The sequence below is a fragment of the Aciditerrimonas ferrireducens genome (assembly GCF_023130475.1).
Taxonomy (GTDB): Bacteria; Actinomycetota; Acidimicrobiia; order Acidimicrobiales; family UBA8190; genus Aciditerrimonas; species Aciditerrimonas ferrireducens.
Window position 1 is genome coordinate 120,080 of sequence record NZ_JAKHEX010000001.1, and the last position, 16,409, is coordinate 136,488.

Genomic DNA, 16,409 nt, shown 5'->3' on the forward strand with positions numbered 1-16,409 from the left:
GCCCCGGCGGTTCCGGCCGGGGGCTGGCCGACGCCGGCGGGCGGGGAGCGGCGCCTCGAGGTCCTGGCCGACGAGGAGGCCCTGGCCGAGGCGGCCGCCTCCTGGCTCGCCGAGCGGATCCGGGCGGCCCTCGCGGCCCGGGGGTGCTGTCGGCTGGCCCTGAGCGGGGGCCGGACCCCCTGGGCCATGCTGGCCCGGTTGGCCGCTTTGGACCTTGCCTGGGAGCGGGTCGAGGTCTTCCAGGTCGACGAGCGGATCGCCCCCTACGGCAGCGAGACCCGTAACCTGACCCGCCTCGAGGCCATCCTCGGCCGGGTCGGGGTCCGGCTGCGGGCCATGGGGGTGGAGTCCCCCGACCTGGCGGCGGCCTGCGGCCGCTACGCCCGGGACCTGCCAGCCCGCTTCGACGTCGTCCACCTCGGCCTCGGGGCCGACGGCCACACGGCCTCCTTGGTGCCCGGCGACCCGGTGGTGGAGGAGTGCGAGCAGCTGGTGGCCCTGAGCGGCCCCTACCAGGGGGAGCGCCGCATGACCCTCACCCGGCCGGCCCTCGCCCGGGGCGAAGCGATCCTCTGGCTGGTGAGCGGCGAGGAGAAGCGCTCGGCGCTCGCCCGGCTGCTCGCCGGGGACCAGGGCATCCCGGCAGGCCTGGTCCGGGGGGGCGAGCAGCTGGTCCTGGCCGACCAGGCGGCCGCCGGGGCCGGCCCGTCGGGGAGCTGAGCCTCGGCGACGCTGGCGTTCCGGGGTATCGGGCGGTGCCCGCCGAGGCAGCAGGTGCGCGAGAAGAGGGGGGCTCGATGGGCAAGGGCACGGGGAAGCGGACCGGCCGGTGGCTGGCCGGGGTGGGGGCGGTCCTGGTGGTGGCGCTCGGCACGGGGCTCGGGGTGGCCTTCGGGGGGACGGCCGGGGCTGACAGCCACGGCCACGGCCGTGGCCGGGACCCGCAGGCCAGCGGTGTGGACGGGCGGGACCTGGCGGTCCTCCCGGGCACCGACTACCTGGCCCTCGGGGACTCGGTGGCCTTCGGGTACCGGGAGCCGACCACGGTGCCGGCCCCGAACTACCAGGACGCCGCCAGCTTCGTCGGCTACCCCGAGGACGTGGCCGCCGCGTTGCACCTGAAGGTGACGAATGCCTCCTGCCCGGGGGAGACCAGCTCGAGCTTCATCGACGCCTCGGCGGAGAGCAACGGCTGCGAGAACCACGTGAGCTCGACCGGCCAGGTCGAGCCGGGCGGCTACCGGACCCTCTACCCGCTGCACGTCGCCTACCAGGGCAGCCAGCTGGCCTTCGCCCTGCACTTCTTGAAGACCCACCGGGACACCCGGCTCGTGACCCTGGCCATCGGGGCGAACGACGGCTTCATCTGCCAGGACACCACCCCGGACCACTGCACGACGCCGAGCGAGCTCGACCCGGTGCTGGCCCGGATCACGAAGAACGTCGGAATCATCCTCCGGGACATCCGGGACGAGGCCCACTACCGGGGCCAGATCGTGATCGTGAACTACTACTCGCTGGACTCGGCCAACCCGCTGGACAACGCTGCCACGGCGGCCCTGAACGGCGCCATGGACGCCGGGGCCAAGCCCTACGACGTGGAGATCGCCCACGGGCACGCGCTGTTCGCCGCCGACTCGACCTACTCGAAGGACGACGAGTGCACCGCTGGCCTGTTGACCCAGCTCTCCAGCGGGGGCTGCGGCGTGCACCCGAGCCCGGCTGGCCAGTCGGTGCTGGCCCAGGCAGTCGAGGAGGCCGTCCACCTGTGAGGACGATCCAGAGGAGCGGTCAGGGCTGGACCCCCGGGTGGCCGGGGGCCCCCGGCGGGGGGTAGGCGGAGCGGCACAACCCAGGCGGCTGGCGGGGCCCGGCAGGACAGCGAAGGAGGGGGCGCCATGACAGCAGCAGGCAGGCCGTGGTCGGGAGCGGGACCGGAGGGCCCAGGCACCGGGGACCCGCAGGCCGAGGCTGGCCCGGGGGTGGTGGCGGGCCTCTTGGGCGGCGCCCGGCCCGAGGAGGTCCGGGTGGTGGAGGACCAGGCCCCGCGGATGCTCACCTGGCGCTACGAACGGGAGCGGCCCCAGCTGGTCACCTTGACCAGCAAGGCGGTGAGCGCCCAGTGGAACGCCGAGACCGACGTGGACTGGTCGACCCCGGTGGACCCCGAGGCCATGGTGGTGGCCATGGGTGACGCGGCCTTGCCCCCGGTCTACCGGGTCGCCGCCCAGCTGCCCGGTTCGCCGCTCGCCGGCTGGGGGGAGCGGGAGTTCCGGCGCCTGGCGGTCGAGCTCTTGACCGCCCGCCTGAGCCAGTTCCTGCACGGGGAGCAGGGGGCCATGCTGGTGGCGGCGAAGCTGGTCGAGACGGTCCCCTGGATCGACGCGAAGTACTACGCCGCCACCCAGGCCATGGACGAGGCCCGCCACACCGAGGTCTTCGCCCGCTACCTGCAGGAGAAGCTCGGCCAGGCCTACCCCATGACCCCGTTCCTCGAGGCCCAGATCACCGATCTCCTGGCGGACGGCCGCTGGGACATCGCCTACCTGGGCATGCAGATCGTCATCGAGAGCCTGGCCCTTGCGGCCTTCGGGGAGCTGCGGCGGACCGTGCAGGAGCCGCTCATGGCGAGCCTGCTGCGCTACATCATGGCCGACGAGGCCCGCCACGTCGCCTTCGGGATCCTCAGCCTGGCCGAGCTCTACGGCGGCCTGAGCGCGAAGGAGCTGCGGGAACGCCAGGAGTTCTTGCTGGAGGCCACCTTGCACAGCCGGGCCCGGGCCACCACCCCGGAGGTCTGGGAGCGGCTCGGCATCGAGGTGGCCGACGTCCTGCCCTGCCTGCGGGAGGCCACCGAACGGACCGGGCTGAGCCCCGCCGCCCAGTTCCGCCGGGCGTTCTTCGCCAAGCTGGTGCCGAACGTGGCGAAGCTGGGTCTCCTGGACGCGAACGACGGCTGGCTCCGGGAACGCTGGGCCGAGGCCGGCCTGCTGGACCAGGTGGAGGAGCTCGACACGGCTACCGCCTGGCTGGCCGAGCAGGGCACGGGTCAGGGGGTGGGCCAGTGAGCAGCCCGGCGGCACCACGGGAGGCGACCGGCGAGGGGAGCCGCTGGCCGACCCGGGAGGCGGCGGCAGCCGAGGGCATGCTGCTGGCCTACTGGGCGGCCCAGGACCCGGGGCGCACCGCCCTCGTCTGGCGGGAGGGGCGCTCGAGCTTCGGGGAGCTGAACGCCCAGGCCAACCAGCTGGCCCGGGCCCTCGGGCGGCAGGGCCTGGGCGCGGGCTCGGCCCTGGCCCTGCTGTGCGGGAACCGGCCGGCCTTCGTCGTCACGGTCTTCGCCAGCCAGCGGGCCGGCCTGCGGCTCACCCCGATCAACTGGCACCTGCAGGCCGAGGAGGTGGCCTACATCCTGGGCGACTGCGAGGCCCAGGTGGTGGTTACCGATCCCGAGCGGCTCCCCGTGGCCCTGGCCGCTGCCCGCCGGACCGGCCGGGCCCCGCGGGTGTGGTGCGACGGCCTCGAGGCGGCCCTGGCCGCCGGGACGCTCTCGGCCGAGGACCTCGGGCCAGCCGTGGCCGAGGGGATCCTGGCCGACCTCGAGGGGGTCCTGGCCGCCGAGGACGGCAGCGACCTGGCGGACCCGGTGGCCGGCAGCACCATGCTCTACACCTCGGGGACCACCGGCCGGCCCAAGGGGGTGGAGCGGCCCCCCGCCGCCCAGGGCTCGGTCACCGCCAACCTCTACGGCTACCGCAGCGACGGCAGCGACCTGCACCTGTGCACCGGCCCCCTCTACCACGCCGCCCCCCTGGCGTTCTCCCTGGCCGCCCCCTTCGCCTACGGGGTGGGGGTGGTGCTCATGGAGCGCTTCGAGCCCCGCCGGACCCTGGAGCTGATCGAGGCCGAGCGGGTGACCCACACCCACATGGTCCCCACCATGTTCCACCGGCTCCTCCAGCTCCCCGAGGAGGAGCGCCGGGCCTTCGACCTCGGGTCCCTGCGCTTCGTCCTCCACGGGGCCGCCCCCTGCCCGGTGCACGTGAAGCGCCGCATGATCGAGTGGCTCGGCCCGGTCATCTGGGAGTACTACGCGGCGACCGAAGGGTTCGGCACCCTGGTCGACTCGACCACCTGGCTGGCCCGGCCCGGGACCGTCGGGCGGCCGGTGCTGCCCGACGGGGTGGTGATCCTCGACGAGGAGGGCCGGCGGGTCCCGCCGAGGACCGTCGGCCAGGTCTACGTCTACGCCCCGCCCCAGGCCCGCTTCCAGTACCACGGGGACCCGCAGAAGACCCAGGGGGCGTTCCGGGGCGACTACTTCACCCTGGGCGACGTCGGCTACCTCGACGAGGACGGCTACCTCTTCCTGACCGACCGTTCCGCCGACCTGGTGATCTCGGGGGGCGTGAACATCTACCCGGCCGAGGTCGACGGGGTCCTCCTGGAGCACCCGGCGGTGGCCGACGCCGCCTCGGTGGGCCTGCCCGACGAGGAGTGGGGGGAGGTCCTCGTGAGCGTCCTGGAGCTGCGGCCCGAGCACCCCGCGGCCGCCGAGCTGGCGGCCCGGGCCGGGGCCGGGGACCCCGGGCCCTACGAGGCGCCGGCCGAGCTGGCCGAGGAGGTCGTGGCCTTCTGCCGGTCCAGGCTGGCCCACTACAAGTGTCCCCGGCGGGTGTTCCTCGTGGCCCGCCTGCCCCGGCAGGACAACGGCAAGCTCTACCGCCGTCACGTCCGCCAGCAGCTCCAGGAGCGCCTGGCCGGCGAGCCGGCGCTGCGCCCGCCCTCGCCCTGAGGCGCCCAGGGGCCCTCAGGCCCAGAGGGCCTGGCCGCCCTCGGGGTCGAAGAACTGGAGGGTGGCGGGGTCGAGGCCGAACTCGACCGTGCTGCCGACCCGGACCGCCTCGTCGGGGCCGACCCGGGCGGTGCCCGTGGCCCCCGTCTGCTCCAGGCGCAGGGGGGCGGGCTCCTCCCCGGGGCGCCCGGCCCGGTCCTCGACCGGCTGGGCCGGGGCGTCGAGGGTGAAGTGGACCAGCTGCTCGGCGCCGAGGGCCTCGACGAGGGCCACCTCGGCCCGCAGGGTGGCGGGGGCGCCGGTGGCGCCGAGGGCCAGGTGTTCGGGGCGGATCCCGACCGCCACCGTGCGGCCCCGGTAGGGGGCGAGGGCCGGGCGGGTGGCGAGGACCTCGGGGGGCAGGGGGAGCTGCTGGGAGCCGAGCCGGAGGCGCTGGCCGTCCTCGGCGAGCTGGGCCCGGAAGAGGTTCATGGCCGGGGTGCCGAGGAAGCCAGCCACGAAGAGGTTGGCGGGGCGCTGGTAGAGGGCGTGGGGGGTGTCGCACTGCTGGAGGACGCCGCCCCGCAGGACCGCCACCCGGTCCCCCATGGTCATGGCCTCGACCTGGTCGTGGGTGACGTAGAGGGTGGCGGTGCCGAGGCGCCGCTGGAGCCGGAGGAGCTCGGCGCGCATCTGGACCCGGAGCTTCGCGTCGAGGTTCGAGAGGGGCTCGTCCATGAGGAAGACTGCCGGTTCCCGGACGATGGCCCGGCCCATGGCCACCCGCTGACGCTGGCCGCCCGAGAGCTGGGCCGGCTTGCGCCCGAGGACCGGCTCCAGGTCGAGCAGGCGGGCCACCTCGAGCACCTTGGCCCGGACGGCCGCCTTGGGCAGGCGGCGGGTCCGCAGGGGGAAGGCCATGTTGGCCTCGATCGTCATGTGGGGGTAGAGGGCGTAGTGCTGGAAGACCATGGCCACGTCCCGGTCCTTGGGGGGCAGGTGGGTGACGTCCCGGTCGCCGATCCGCAGGACGCCGCCGGTGGGCTCCTCGAGGCCGGCCACCAGGCGCAAGGCGGTCGTCTTGCCGCATCCCGAGGGGCCGACGAGGACGAGGAACTCGCCTTCTTTCACCTCAAGGTCCAAGGCGTCGAGGGCCCGCTGGCCTGTGGGGTAGACCTTGGTCAGGCCCTCCATGGCGATCGCTGGCACGGGGTCCACCACCTCCTTCCGGTCGCTCGGGGTGACGAGGGCCGGGGGCCCCGGTCGGGTCGGGTCGGGCTCACCGGGCTTGGAACACCAGGCCGCGGACGAACCAGCGCTGCATGGCCACCACGACGACCACCGGCGGGATGAGGGCCAAGAGGGCCACGAGCATGACGAGGTTCCACTGGGGAACGGCGAAGCTCTCCGCCGCCGCGATCTGCTCGCGGATCCCCATGACGATGGTGGCGTTGCTCGGTGAGCTGGTGATCACCAGGGGCCAGAGGTACTGGTTCCAGCCGTAGACGAACTCGATGACCGCGACGGCTGCCAGGGTGGGCCGGGCCATGGGCAGGGCGACCTCGGCGAGGAACCGCAGGGGCCCGGCGCCGTCGAGCCGGGCCGCGTCGACCAGGTCGAGGGGGAAGGCGGCGAAGACCTGGCGGAACAAGAACACGGCGGTGGCCGAGGCCAAGAGGGGCACCACGAGCCCGCCGAAGTTGTTGAACAGGCCGAGCTGGACGCTGACCTGGTAGGTGGGGAAGAAGGTGACCTCGATGGGCAGCATGAGGGTCACAAAGATCAGCCAGAAGACCAGCCGCCGCCCGGGGAACCGGAAGAAGCCGATGGCGAAGGCGGCCGGCACGGCGATGAGCAGCTTGCCGAGGGTGACGCTCGCGGCCATGAGGGCCGAGTTGAGCAGCATGCGGGGCACCGACGGGGTGCCCGGCAGGCCCCGGACCAGCACCTGGCGGCCGTTAGCCAGCAGATCCCCGCCGGGCAGGACCGGCACGCCCCGCAGGAACGCGCTGGCTGGGTGGGTGGCCGCCACCACCGCCACGTAGAGGGGCACGAGGAACAGCAGGGCGAGCAGCGTCACCGCACCGAGGCGGGCGCCGCGCCCGAGGGTGGAGGTCGCGCCGCGGGTCGGCCTCATCGGTAGTGCACCCGGCGGTTCAGGAACCGGAACTGGAAGACGGTGAGCACCCCGGCGATGACGAGCAGCACGATGGTCTCGGCCGCGGCCAGGTTGGCGTTGCTGTTCACGAACCCGTCTCGGTAGAGCTGGTAGACGAGGAAGCTCGTGGCCCCGGCGGGGCCGCCCTGGGTGACGAGGTCCACGACGGCGAAGCTGCCGAAGAGGCCGGCGAGGAGGTCCATGACGAGGAGGAAGAAGGTGGTGGGGCCGAGCAGGGGGAAGACCACCCGCCAAAAGGTCCGGAGCTTGCCCGCCCCGTCCACCTGGGCCGCCTCCTGGAACTCGCTCGGCACGCCCTGGAGAGCTGCGAGGTAGAAGAGCAGGTTGTAGCCGACCTGCTGCCAGACGAAGATGGCCATGACGAGCACCATGGCCTGCGGCCCGTGGAGGGCGAAGTTCCAGCGCACCCCCAGGTCGGCGAGGAGCCGGGCGCCGGGGCCGATGCCCGGCTCAAAGAGGAACAGCCAGAGGGTGCCCCCGATGGCCGCCGGGACCGCGTAGGGCCAGACGAACAGGGTACGGAAGAGCACCCGGCTGCGGCCGAGCTGCTCGACCTGGACCGCCAAGAAGAGCCCGAGGGCCATGGCCACCAGGGTCGTGACCCCGACGAACAGGGCGGTGACCTCAAGGGAGTGGAGCTCGTCGCCGCCGCTGAAGAGGGCCCGGAAGTTGGCCAGGCCGACGAACCGGGAGGACAGGCCGAAGGCGTTCGAGGCGGTCACCGAGTCCTCGACCACCCGTGCCGCAGGGTAGAGGAAGAAGAGGCCGACGACGACGAGCTCCGGGAGGATGAGGGCAAGGGGGAGCAGCCACCCGGGAAAGGTCCCCCGGGTGGCTGCCCGACGCCTAGCTGCCATACTGCGCGGCGAACTCGGCGAGGATCTTGTCGCCCTGGGCCTGCGCCTGGGCGAGGGCCTGGGCGGCGGTCTCCTTGCCCGAGAGGATCTCGGCGATCGCCGAGGCCTCGGCGTCCCGGATCTCGGGCAGGTAGCCCAGGCGGATGCCCCGGGTCTCCGGTGTGGGCGGCTTGTTCGTCAGCTCCTTCACCGCCACCTCGTCGGCCGGGTGGGTGGCGTAGAAGCCCTGGGACTGGAGCTGGGCGGCCGCCGCCTTCGTGACCGGCACGTAGCCGGTGTTCTCCGCCCAGTAGTCCTGTGCCTGGGGCGACATCATGAAGTGCAAGAAGGCGGCGTCCGCGGCGTAGGTGTCCTTCGGCGCGCCGGCCAGGACCCAGAGGGAGGCCCCGCCGACCACCGTGTTCTGGGGGGCGCCGGGCAGGGAGCTGTCGTAGGGCAGCTCGGTCACGCCAACCGGGAACTTCGCCCCACTCAGGATGGTGGTGAGGTCAGCCGAACTCTGCTCGTACATGGCGCAGGTGCCGCTGGTGAACAGGGGCACGGTCGAGGTGCTGAGCCCCTCCCAGCGGTACTCGCCCTTCTGGGCCAGCTGGCCGAGGAGGTTCCAGTGGTCGATGAACGGCGCGGTGTCCAGCTCGAGCTTCACGCCCTTGATGCCCTGGTAGCCGTTGTCCTCGGTGGCGTAGGGCACGTCGTTCCACACGGCGTACTGCTCCATGTCGGTCCACATGACGTAGGCCCCCGAGGAGGTCAGGGCGCAGCCGACCCCGTGGGCGGCCAGCTGGGCGGCGTCGGTCGCCACCTGCGACCAGGTGGTCGGCGGCGAGCTGATCCCGGCCTGCTGGAGCTCGGTCTTGTTGTAGTAGAGCACCGGGGTCGAGCTGTTGAAGGGTTCGGAGTCCAGCTGGTCCGCGGCGGTCTCGTAGTAGCTGGCCGCCCCGCCGATGAAGTCCGAGGTGCTGAACTGGTAGCCGTACTCCTTCATGAGGCTGTGGACCGGCACGTAGACCCCGGTGGAGTCCATGACCGTGGCCGTGCCGGCGTCGAAGATCTGGGCGATGTTCGGGGCGTTATGAGCCTTGAAGGCGGCGATGGTATCCGAGAGGACCTCGGGGTAGGTGCCCCGGTAGACCAGGTCCACCTTGTAGTGGTCCTGCGAGGCGTTGAACTCGTCCACCAGGTGCCCCAGGGTCTGGCCCAGGGCGCCGCTCATGGCGCTCCAGAAGGTGATGGTGACCGGCCCCTTCTGGCTGCTCGGGGCCGCGCTGCTCGATCCGTGGGCAGCGGCGGACGAGCTCGACGAGCCGCACGCCGTCCCCAAGAGCGCCATCGCCGTCAAGGCCGCCGCCATCCCCAACCACTTCCTGCTCCGAAATGAACGCAACGCGTCCTTGATCCCCACGACATCCCCTTCCTCTGGAAGGCTCCAATGCTCAACGGCGCACGTTGGAGCCGAGTGCCGCCGCAACCTACCGAGGTCAGGTGAACGCTCCGCGACCCGTAAGCGGACAGGAGGTGAAATCGGGGTAGCGGCTTTGTGACGAGGAGCGCTCCCGGGGGCTGGTCCAGTCGGTCGGGCGGAGCACCCGTGAGGGCGGTCGGGTGGGTCAGCTCGGGCCCCGTCAGGCGGACCGGTCGACCGTGCCCATCCGGGTCGAGCTCCTTTCGGGTCGTTGACGTCGCATCGATCTCGATCCGACGCGGCCTCGAGTGGTTGCCGAAAACGGAGAAAGGTCTCGACAGGGCGATCGCTTTGTGCCAGAGTCAAGGGGTCCCCGCCCGGGCCGTCGCCCGGTGGATCGCGGGGGACCAACCACGGCGGAGGTTGATCGTGCAACGATGGTGGCGGGAACCGTCGTGCCCGGCGGCACGGCCCAGAGGGCCGGCCGTTCGGGGCCGACCATGGCGAGGGAGGGCGGCATATGGCGGAGCCGCCCGTTCCCTCGTTCCCACCTTCGTCCTCGCACTCGTGGCCATCTCGGTGGCGGCGTGCGGCGGCAGTGGGACGTCGGGTCGACTGGCAGCCGAAAAGCGCCAGATCCTCCAAGCCTGGCGCACCGCCGAGCAAACCGTCTACCGCTACGACCGGGAGCCCTGGCCGACCATCCGCCAGCGGCTCGTCGCCGGGACCCCCATCGCGGAGGTCTTCCCTGCGCTGCCTCGGTACTTCACGGGACCTGTTTTGGATACCGTTGAGACTGCAGTAGCCGAGATCAAACTCGATCGACTCAACGGCGCAAAGATCGACCGGTTAGGCCACCCGACAGTCGTCTCGTTGGATGGCAACAGTGCCGTCGTCGAGAGCTGCATCTACGACAGTGGCACAACGACCAGTAATGGATCGCCAGGGCCGAGCGCCTTGGACGGAGGTGCAGGCTACGGCATCGGAAAATGGACACTTCGAAGAATAGACAATTCTTGGAAGATATATTCGGGAATAACAAAAAAGGTGTCTAGGTGTTGACTTGGGCGCGAAGGTGGCTTGCCTTAATTTCGATCGCAGCAGCGTTTCAAGCTGTGTTTCAGATTCCAGCTTTTGCTGCAGGATCTAATAACGACACGGCGCAATGCCAGGTAATGTCGTCAACTGTTGTCTGCAGTGCCAGCAGTCAGGGTAGACCAGGAAAACCACCTCAGAGCGAGAACGGCTATTCGGGTGGCCATTCGTCCTCCAACCAGCAGTTATCCTCCTCCCCGCCTCCCTGCGTCTACATCCCGGACCCAAATGCCGGTCCCCCGCCGCAGGGCCAGTCGTCCACGAGTGGTGGCTGGTACGTGGACTCTTGTGCGGTCGACGCCAACTCGGGTGCAAGTCCGTCGAGGGTCCAGGTTGGTTCCGGCTTGATCTGGATCCCTGCGGGTTCGACCACCCCTGGACGCACGATCGTGACGGGCACACCGCCGAGCCCAGGGGTGGCCGGGGCCAGGGCGGCGAGCGAGTTGGCCCTGCCAGCGCCCGAGCTCGGCTTGAACCCTGCTGGCACCGGCTACGTGAACTTTCCGGAGTGGCTCTGGGTGAGCCCGACGTTGTGGCACCCCTTCTCGACTTCGGCGACGGCCTGCAACGCCGCGGGGTGCGCCTCGGCGACTGCGACGGCAACACCCCTGTCGGTGACCTGGCGAACCGGGGATGGGGCGGTGGTGGTCTGCCCGGGCCCTGGCACGCCCTACCAGCCGAGCCTGCCGGCTTCGGCGCAGACCACCGACTGCTCCCACACCTACCAGCGCAGCTCGCTCGGCCAGCCGATCCCGCCGGGGGAGCCCGACGACCCGAACAACGCCGCCTACCCCATCAGCGCCACCATCACCTGGAGGGTGAGCTGGTCGGCCCCGGGCGGGGCGGGTGGGGTGCTGCCGGACGTCCAGACGACGGCGACCGGCTGGCTGCGGGTGGCGCAGATCGAGATCCTGCGGGTTCCCTCGCCCTGAGGGCCAGGCCCGCACCAGGCCGCGCCGGGAGCCTGACCTCAGGCGCCTGACCCCGAGGACGAGGGGGCGTCGGGCTCGAACTGTGCACGGAACGCCTGGAACTCGTCCCGCAGCGCCGCCAGCTCGGCCTGCAGCGCGGCGACCTCGGCCCGGAGCGCCGCCAGCGCGTCAGGGTCGTGACGGGTGGACGGCAGCGGGCCGGGATCGCCGGTCCCCGAACCAGAGGTCGTGAGGACGGTGTTCGAAGGGCGGGTCGCCGGGGCCGGCTCGGCACTCGCCGCAGCCCCGTCCTGGTTCCGGGCGGAGAGCAGCTCGGCGTAGCGCTCCTCCTTCTGGCCGGGGCGCCGGGCCAGTCTGGTCACGAGCGGCGTCGGGCGGCCGGCCAGGGCCTCGAGGGCCTGCTCGACGGCGGCCGTGGAGTCGAAGGCGACCATGCGCTCGGTCCGCAGCCGCAGCTCGCCGACCGTCTGGGGGCCCCGGAGGAGCAGCATGGCCAGCAGGGCACGCTCCTTGGCCTCCAGGCCCAACAGCTCGTCGACGACCTGCCGGTAGCGGGTCACGCTGCGGCCGTGCGAGGGGTAGACGAAGCGGACCAGGCCCCGGCCCTTAAGCCGGTCCAAGGCGTCTTGGATCTCCTGCTCCCCGAGCCCCATGACCGGTTCCCGGTTCGAGGCCTGGTTGCAGGCGGCCTGCAGCGCGTTCAGCGTCAAGGGGTACTGCTGGGGGACGGTCAGCTCCTTCTCCAGCAGGCTGCCCAGGACTCGGGCTTCCACGGCATCCAGGACCGGCGGCTCGGGCACGCCCTCGAGCATAGGAGCCCAGGTCTTGCCCCTCTGGTGGGGCCGGGTGGTGGCTCAGGTCGGCCAGCGGGGGTAGCGGCCCTGCACGGCCCGGGCTATCTGCCGCTCGGCACGGGCGGTGGCCCGCTCGGCCTCGGCCAGGCCCACCGGCACCAGCCGCACCGGGCAGCCCGGCCGCAGCTGCCCGGCCAGGGGCACGTCCACGCTCGCCAGGCACGCCGGCAGGGGGTAGCCGCCGGTGGTGGCGTGGTCGGCCAGCAGCACGATGAGCTCGCCGGAGCTTGGCTGCTGGATCGCGCCCAGCACGACGCCTCGGGGCTGGCCTCGGGCCGCCCAGGTCGGCACCCAGCTTGTCCAGCCCGCCGCCCGGGTGTCCGCGGCGCTGCCGCCGGGGCCGTCCGCCCTCGCCTGGGGCCGGAGCCGCAGGCCCACCCGGTTGCTCGCCGGGTCCACCTCCCAGAGCCGGCTCGTCAGGGCCGCCAGCGTGGACGGCTCGGCGTCCGGGCCGGCCAGCACCCGCAGGGGCACGGCCTCGTCGGTCCTCGCCCGTGGGGTGGCCAGGCCCACCCGGGCCGCCCAGGCGAGGAGCCCCGGGTCGCTGCCCGAGTCGAAGGTCAGCCGGCCTGCCGGCCAGCCCTCGGGTTCCCCGACCGGTAGCCGGTCCCCGGGCCGAAGCGGCCCGGGGCCGAGGCCGGCCAGCAGGTCGCTGCTCCGGCTGCCGAGCAGCTCGGCGCTGGCCAGTCCCCCGGCGACCGCCAGGACCGCCCGGCAGCCACGGCGGAGCGGCCCGATCCGGAGGCGCTGGCCGGCTCGCACCGGCACGGGCCCCGGGGTGGGCACCGGCCAGCCGTCCAGCCAGACCGGCCCGTCGCCCAGGACCGCCACGAGCAGGGGCCGCTCGGCGAGCAGCTCCGGCCCAGCCAGGGTGCACTCCAGGACGGCCTCGCCCGGGGCGTTCCCGACGAGCCGGTTCGCCAGGGCCGCCGCCCGGGGGTCGACCGGCCCGGCCCGGGGCACCCCCAGGTGGGCCAGGCCAGCGCGCCCCCCGTCCTCGACCAGCGACAGGCCAGGACCCGGGTCGAGCACCCGCAAGCCCGCCCCCCGCTGCCCGGCCTCGACGAGGGGCCAGCGACGGTCCTCGGGCAGCTCGCCGACCTGCTCGACCGCCACCACCTGGACCCGCTGGCCCGGTTGGAGGCGGCTGTAGGGCGGGGTGCGGGGATCGAAGAGCGCCAGGTCCGTCCGGCCGAGCAGCTGCCAGCCCCCCGGGCCGGCCGCCGGGTAGCAGCCGCAGAACCCCCCGGCGACCCCGAAGGAGCCGGCCGGCACCCGGGGCCGCGGGCTCGGCCGCCGGCCCACGCCGGCCAGGGGCGGGGGCAGGCCCCGCAGGTAGGCGAAGCCGGGGGCGAACCCCACGAAGGCCACCACCAGCTCGGCCGCCTCGACGGCCGCCACGACCTCGCCCGTCGACCAGCCGCAGCGGGCCGCCACCTCCTCCAGGTCCGGCCCGTCGAACCGCACCGGCAGGACCACCGGCGCCTCCTCGCCGGCCGCCCCCGGGGCCGACCCGGCCGCAAGGTCGTCCCCGAGCCGCGGCCCGGCCCGCCCGAGCAGCTCCGGCAGCTCCCCGAGCAGCCCGCTGGCCGACCGGGCCCCGGCGTGGCCCTCGAGGGTCAGCCACCCCCAGGTGGGCACCACCTCGACCGGGACCCACCCGGCCTCGGCCACCACGGCCCGCAGGGCCTCGGCCAGCGGACCCGCCATCTCGGGGGGCTCCAGGCAGACGAGCACCGCACGGTCCCCGAGGGGCCCCGCCGCCCAGCGCCGAAGCGGCCAAGGGCCCTGGCCCTCGAGGGGGCCGGGGGCTGGGTCGGGGCTCACCGAACGAACGGCTCGACCGGCACCCCGGCCGCCGCCAGCCCCGCCCGCACCGCCCGGGCCAGCGACACGGCATCAGGCGTGTCGCTGTGGCAGCAGAGGGTGTCGACGTGGAGGGAGCGGCGGCTCCCGTCGGCGGTGGTGACCCGACCCTCGCTGGCCAGCTCCAGGGCCTGGCGGACCACGGCGGCGGGGTCCGTAAGGACCGCCCCGGGGGTGCCCCGGGGCACCAGCCGGCCGTCGGGCCGATACGCCCGGTCGCAGAACCCTTCGGCCGCCACTGCCAGGCCCCGTCGGGCCGCGGCCTCGAGGCCCGGCGAGCCGGCCAGGCCGACCAGGACCAGGTCCTGCCCGAGGGACCGGACCGTGTCGGCCACGAGCCCGGCCAGGGCCAGGTCGTCGGCCATGGCGTTGTAGAGGGCGCCGTGGGGCTTCACGAACCGGACCACCAGGCCCTCGGCCCGGGCCACGTCCTGCAGGGTGCCGACCTGGGCGACCAGCTGGTCGGCCAGCACGTCGGCCGCCACCGTCATCGGTCGCCGCCCGAAGCCCTCCCGGTCCACGTAGGAGGGGTGGGCGCCGACCACCACGCCCAGCCGGCGGGCGCTCCGGCAGACCTCGGCCATGACCGCCGGGGTGCCCGCATGGCCCCCGCAGGCCACCGCGGCGCTCGTCACCACGGCCAGCAGCGGGTCGTCCCGGCCGTCGGCCGCCTCCCGCTCCCCCAGGTCTGCGTTCAGGTCCACCGTGCCCTCGGCCTCTCGGCTCGTCTCCTCAGTCCGTCCACCCGCCGTGTTTTCACACAAACTCCACAACGACCACGCGGGCTCGTGTGCCCGTCCGGCCGAGTCCGCGCGATGCCCCCTCTCACAGCACCGGCGGCAGGGGGCAGTGGACGAGGTGCGGGCCGGGCTCGGCGAAGGCCCGGGCGAGGGCGTCGGCGAGCTCCTGGGCGTCGTGGGCGGTGGTGGCGGGGACCCCGAGGCTGCGGGCGAGGCCGACGTGGTCGACGGGCGGGTCGGCGAGGGAGAGCAGGGCGTTGGCCACTGGCCCGGGCTCCCCGGCGCCGACGCGTCGGAGCTCGAAGTTGAGGATGCCGTAGGCCCGGTTGTCGAGGAGCACGGTGGTGACGTCGAGGCCCTCGCGGGCCTGGGTCCACAGAGCCTGGACGGTGTAGAGGCTGGAGCCATCGGCCTCGAGGCAGAGGACCGGCCGGTCGGGCACGGCGAGCGCCGCCCCGGTGGCGAGGGGCAAGCCCATGCCGATGGCCCCGCCGGTCAGGGTCAGCCAGTCGTGCGGCGGGCAGCCGGCGGTCGCCTCGGGGACGTGGAGGCCCAGGGTGTTGCCCTCGTCGACCACCACCGCCGCCTCCGGCAGGGTGGCCCCGACGGCCTGGGCCATGCTGCGGGGGTCGAGGGCGCCGTTCGGGGCCCCGGGCCGCTCGGCGCCCGCCGCCGGGGCGCTGGCCTGTGTGCCGCCGAGCAGCTCGACGAGGGCGTCGACGGCGCTCTGGGCGTCGTCGGCGGGGCCGGCCAGGCGGTGGAGCTGGCAGCCCGGGGGGGCGAGGAGGGAGGAGCGGCCGGGGTAGGCGAAGAAGGAGACCGGGACCGGGGCGTCGACGAGCACGAGGTGCTCGAGGCCCTGGAGTTGGAGCTCGGCCAGCTCGGCCAGGTAAGCGAGGCGCTCGACCGGGGGGACACCGGCGCCCCGCTCGAGCCGGGCCGGGAAGGTCTCGCAGAGGAGCTTCGCCCCGAAGGCGGCGGCCAGGGCGGCGAGCTGCCGCAGGGGCCGGCCCCGCGCCGCCCGGCCCCCGACGAGGACGGCGGTCGGCCGGCCCGAGCGGAGGGCCGCCGCGGCCCCCTCGGGGCCCGTCGTGGTCGGGGGCGGCTCCGGGTTGGGGGCGGGGGCCCGCCAGGGTGTCGGGTCGGCCGGGGGCAGGTCCGGCAGGGGGTCCCAGGAGAGGTCGGCCGGGACGATCATCGTGGCCACCCCGCTCGGCGGGCCGCTCGCCGCCTCGAGGGCCGCGTCCGCGGCCGCCAGGAGCTGGGCCGGGTCCTGCGGGCTGACCACCAGCGTCGAGACCGGCCGGGCCAGCCCCTCGATGTCGCTGGTCAGGGGGGCGTCGAGGGGCCGGTGGGCCCGGGCGTGGTCCCCGACGAGGCAGAGCAGCGGGGTGTGGGCCCGGCGGGCGTTGTGGAGGTTCGCCAGGCCGTTGCCGAGGCCCGGCCCGAGGTGCAGCAGGCAGGCGGCCGGCTGCTCCGCCATGCGGCCGTACCCGTCGGCGGCGCCGGTCGCCACCCCCTCGAAGAGGCACAGGACGCTTCGCATGCCGGCCACCCGGTCGAGGGCGGCCACGAAGTGCATCTCGGAGGTGCCGGGGTTCGTGAAGCAGGTGTCGACCCCCCGGTCGAGGAGGTGCCGGAGGAGCCGCTCGGCGCCCGGCGGGGCCGTCGGCGCGCCGGGGCCGGCCCCCTCGCTGGTCACCGGGTCGG

At 73.8% G+C, this 16,409-nt stretch carries 14 protein-coding genes; 6 read left to right on the forward strand and 8 right to left on the reverse strand.

Going from position 1 to position 16,409, the window contains the following annotated elements:
- The first annotated feature begins 63 nt into the window (after positions 1–63).
- The 4 genes from pgl (at position 64) to Acit_RS00600 (ending at position 4,795) form a co-directional block, all read left to right on the forward strand.
- A complete protein-coding gene (gene pgl / locus Acit_RS00585; protein WP_376745989.1) occupies positions 64–720 on the forward strand; it encodes a 6-phosphogluconolactonase in 657 nt (218 codons plus the stop codon).
- Between the two features lie 77 nt (positions 721–797).
- Complete coding sequence (locus Acit_RS00590; RefSeq protein WP_248104995.1) at positions 798–1,772, forward strand: SGNH/GDSL hydrolase family protein; 975 nt, start codon at positions 798–800, stop codon at positions 1,770–1,772.
- Positions 1,773–1,898: 126 nt separating this feature from the next.
- Complete coding sequence (locus Acit_RS00595) at positions 1,899–3,068, forward strand: ferritin-like domain-containing protein (RefSeq protein WP_248104996.1); 1,170 nt, start codon at positions 1,899–1,901, stop codon at positions 3,066–3,068.
- Positions 3,065–4,795 (forward strand): AMP-binding protein, encoded by a 1,731-nt coding sequence (locus Acit_RS00600; RefSeq protein WP_248104997.1) that lies wholly within the window; start codon positions 3,065–3,067, stop codon positions 4,793–4,795. The genes Acit_RS00595 and Acit_RS00600 overlap by 4 nt, the downstream gene beginning before the upstream one ends.
- A 15-nt stretch (positions 4,796–4,810) precedes the next feature.
- Here Acit_RS00600 and Acit_RS00605 read toward each other — a convergent pair whose 3' ends face one another.
- The 4 genes from Acit_RS00605 to Acit_RS00620 form a co-directional block, all read right to left on the reverse strand.
- Positions 4,811–5,992: an ABC transporter ATP-binding protein gene (locus Acit_RS00605; RefSeq protein WP_312708884.1), complete on the reverse strand. Its 1,182-nt coding sequence runs from the start codon at positions 5,990–5,992 to the stop codon at positions 4,811–4,813.
- 61 nt (positions 5,993–6,053) lie between these two features.
- A complete protein-coding gene (locus tag Acit_RS00610; RefSeq protein WP_248104998.1) occupies positions 6,054–6,854 on the reverse strand; it encodes an ABC transporter permease subunit in 801 nt (266 codons plus the stop codon).
- 53 nt (positions 6,855–6,907) lie between these two features.
- Positions 6,908–7,810, reverse strand: a complete 903-nt coding sequence (locus Acit_RS00615; protein ID WP_248104999.1) for a carbohydrate ABC transporter permease — start codon at positions 7,808–7,810, stop codon at positions 6,908–6,910.
- Positions 7,800–9,161, reverse strand: a complete 1,362-nt coding sequence (locus Acit_RS00620; protein ID WP_248105302.1) for an extracellular solute-binding protein — start codon at positions 9,159–9,161, stop codon at positions 7,800–7,802. The genes Acit_RS00615 and Acit_RS00620 overlap by 11 nt, the downstream gene beginning before the upstream one ends.
- A 474-nt stretch (positions 9,162–9,635) precedes the next feature.
- On the opposite strand from Acit_RS00620, the gene Acit_RS00625 reads away from it, so the two are divergent.
- Together Acit_RS00625 and Acit_RS00630 are read left to right on the forward strand one after the other, a co-directional pair.
- Positions 9,636–10,274: a hypothetical protein gene (locus Acit_RS00625; protein ID WP_248105000.1), complete on the forward strand. Its 639-nt coding sequence runs from the start codon at positions 9,636–9,638 to the stop codon at positions 10,272–10,274.
- Positions 10,275–10,696: 422 nt separating this feature from the next.
- A complete protein-coding gene (locus Acit_RS00630; protein ID WP_248105001.1) occupies positions 10,697–11,239 on the forward strand; it encodes a hypothetical protein in 543 nt (180 codons plus the stop codon).
- A gap of 38 nt (positions 11,240–11,277) precedes the next feature.
- Here Acit_RS00630 and Acit_RS00635 read toward each other — a convergent pair whose 3' ends face one another.
- The 4 genes from Acit_RS00635 to Acit_RS00650 all read right to left on the reverse strand — a co-directional run bounded on the left by Acit_RS00635 (position 11,278) and on the right by Acit_RS00650 (position 16,401).
- Entirely contained in the window at positions 11,278–12,039 is a 762-nt protein-coding gene (locus Acit_RS00635) for a DUF480 domain-containing protein (protein ID WP_248105002.1), read from the reverse strand.
- 54 nt (positions 12,040–12,093) lie between these two features.
- On the reverse strand, positions 12,094–13,920 hold the full coding sequence (locus Acit_RS13350) for a carboxyltransferase domain-containing protein (RefSeq protein ID WP_248105003.1): 1,827 nt from the start codon (positions 13,918–13,920) through the stop codon (positions 12,094–12,096).
- Entirely contained in the window at positions 13,917–14,663 is a 747-nt protein-coding gene (locus tag Acit_RS00645) for a LamB/YcsF family protein (protein WP_248105004.1), read from the reverse strand. Before Acit_RS00645 ends, Acit_RS13350 begins: the two co-directional genes overlap by 4 nt.
- 121 nt (positions 14,664–14,784) lie before the next feature.
- Positions 14,785–16,401, reverse strand: a complete 1,617-nt coding sequence (locus Acit_RS00650; RefSeq protein ID WP_376745990.1) for an acetolactate synthase large subunit — start codon at positions 16,399–16,401, stop codon at positions 14,785–14,787.
- Between the last annotated feature and the right edge of the window lie 8 nt (positions 16,402–16,409).

What these genes read in the sequence shown, in the direction of transcription:
- Acit_RS00590 (WP_248104995.1), top strand. Translation starts at nt 798, where the DNA reads ATGGGCAAGGGCACGGGGAAGCGGACCGGCCGGTGGCTGGCCGGGGTG.
- Acit_RS00595 (WP_248104996.1), top strand. Translation starts at nt 1,899, where the DNA reads ATGACAGCAGCAGGCAGGCCGTGGTCGGGAGCGGGACCGGAGGGCCCA.
- Acit_RS00615 (WP_248104999.1), bottom strand. Translation starts at nt 7,810, where the DNA reads ATGGCAGCTAGGCGTCGGGCAGCCACCCGGGGGACCTTTCCCGGGTGG.
- Acit_RS00620 (WP_248105302.1), bottom strand. Translation starts at nt 9,161, where the DNA reads ATGGCGGCGGCCTTGACGGCGATGGCGCTCTTGGGGACGGCGTGCGGC.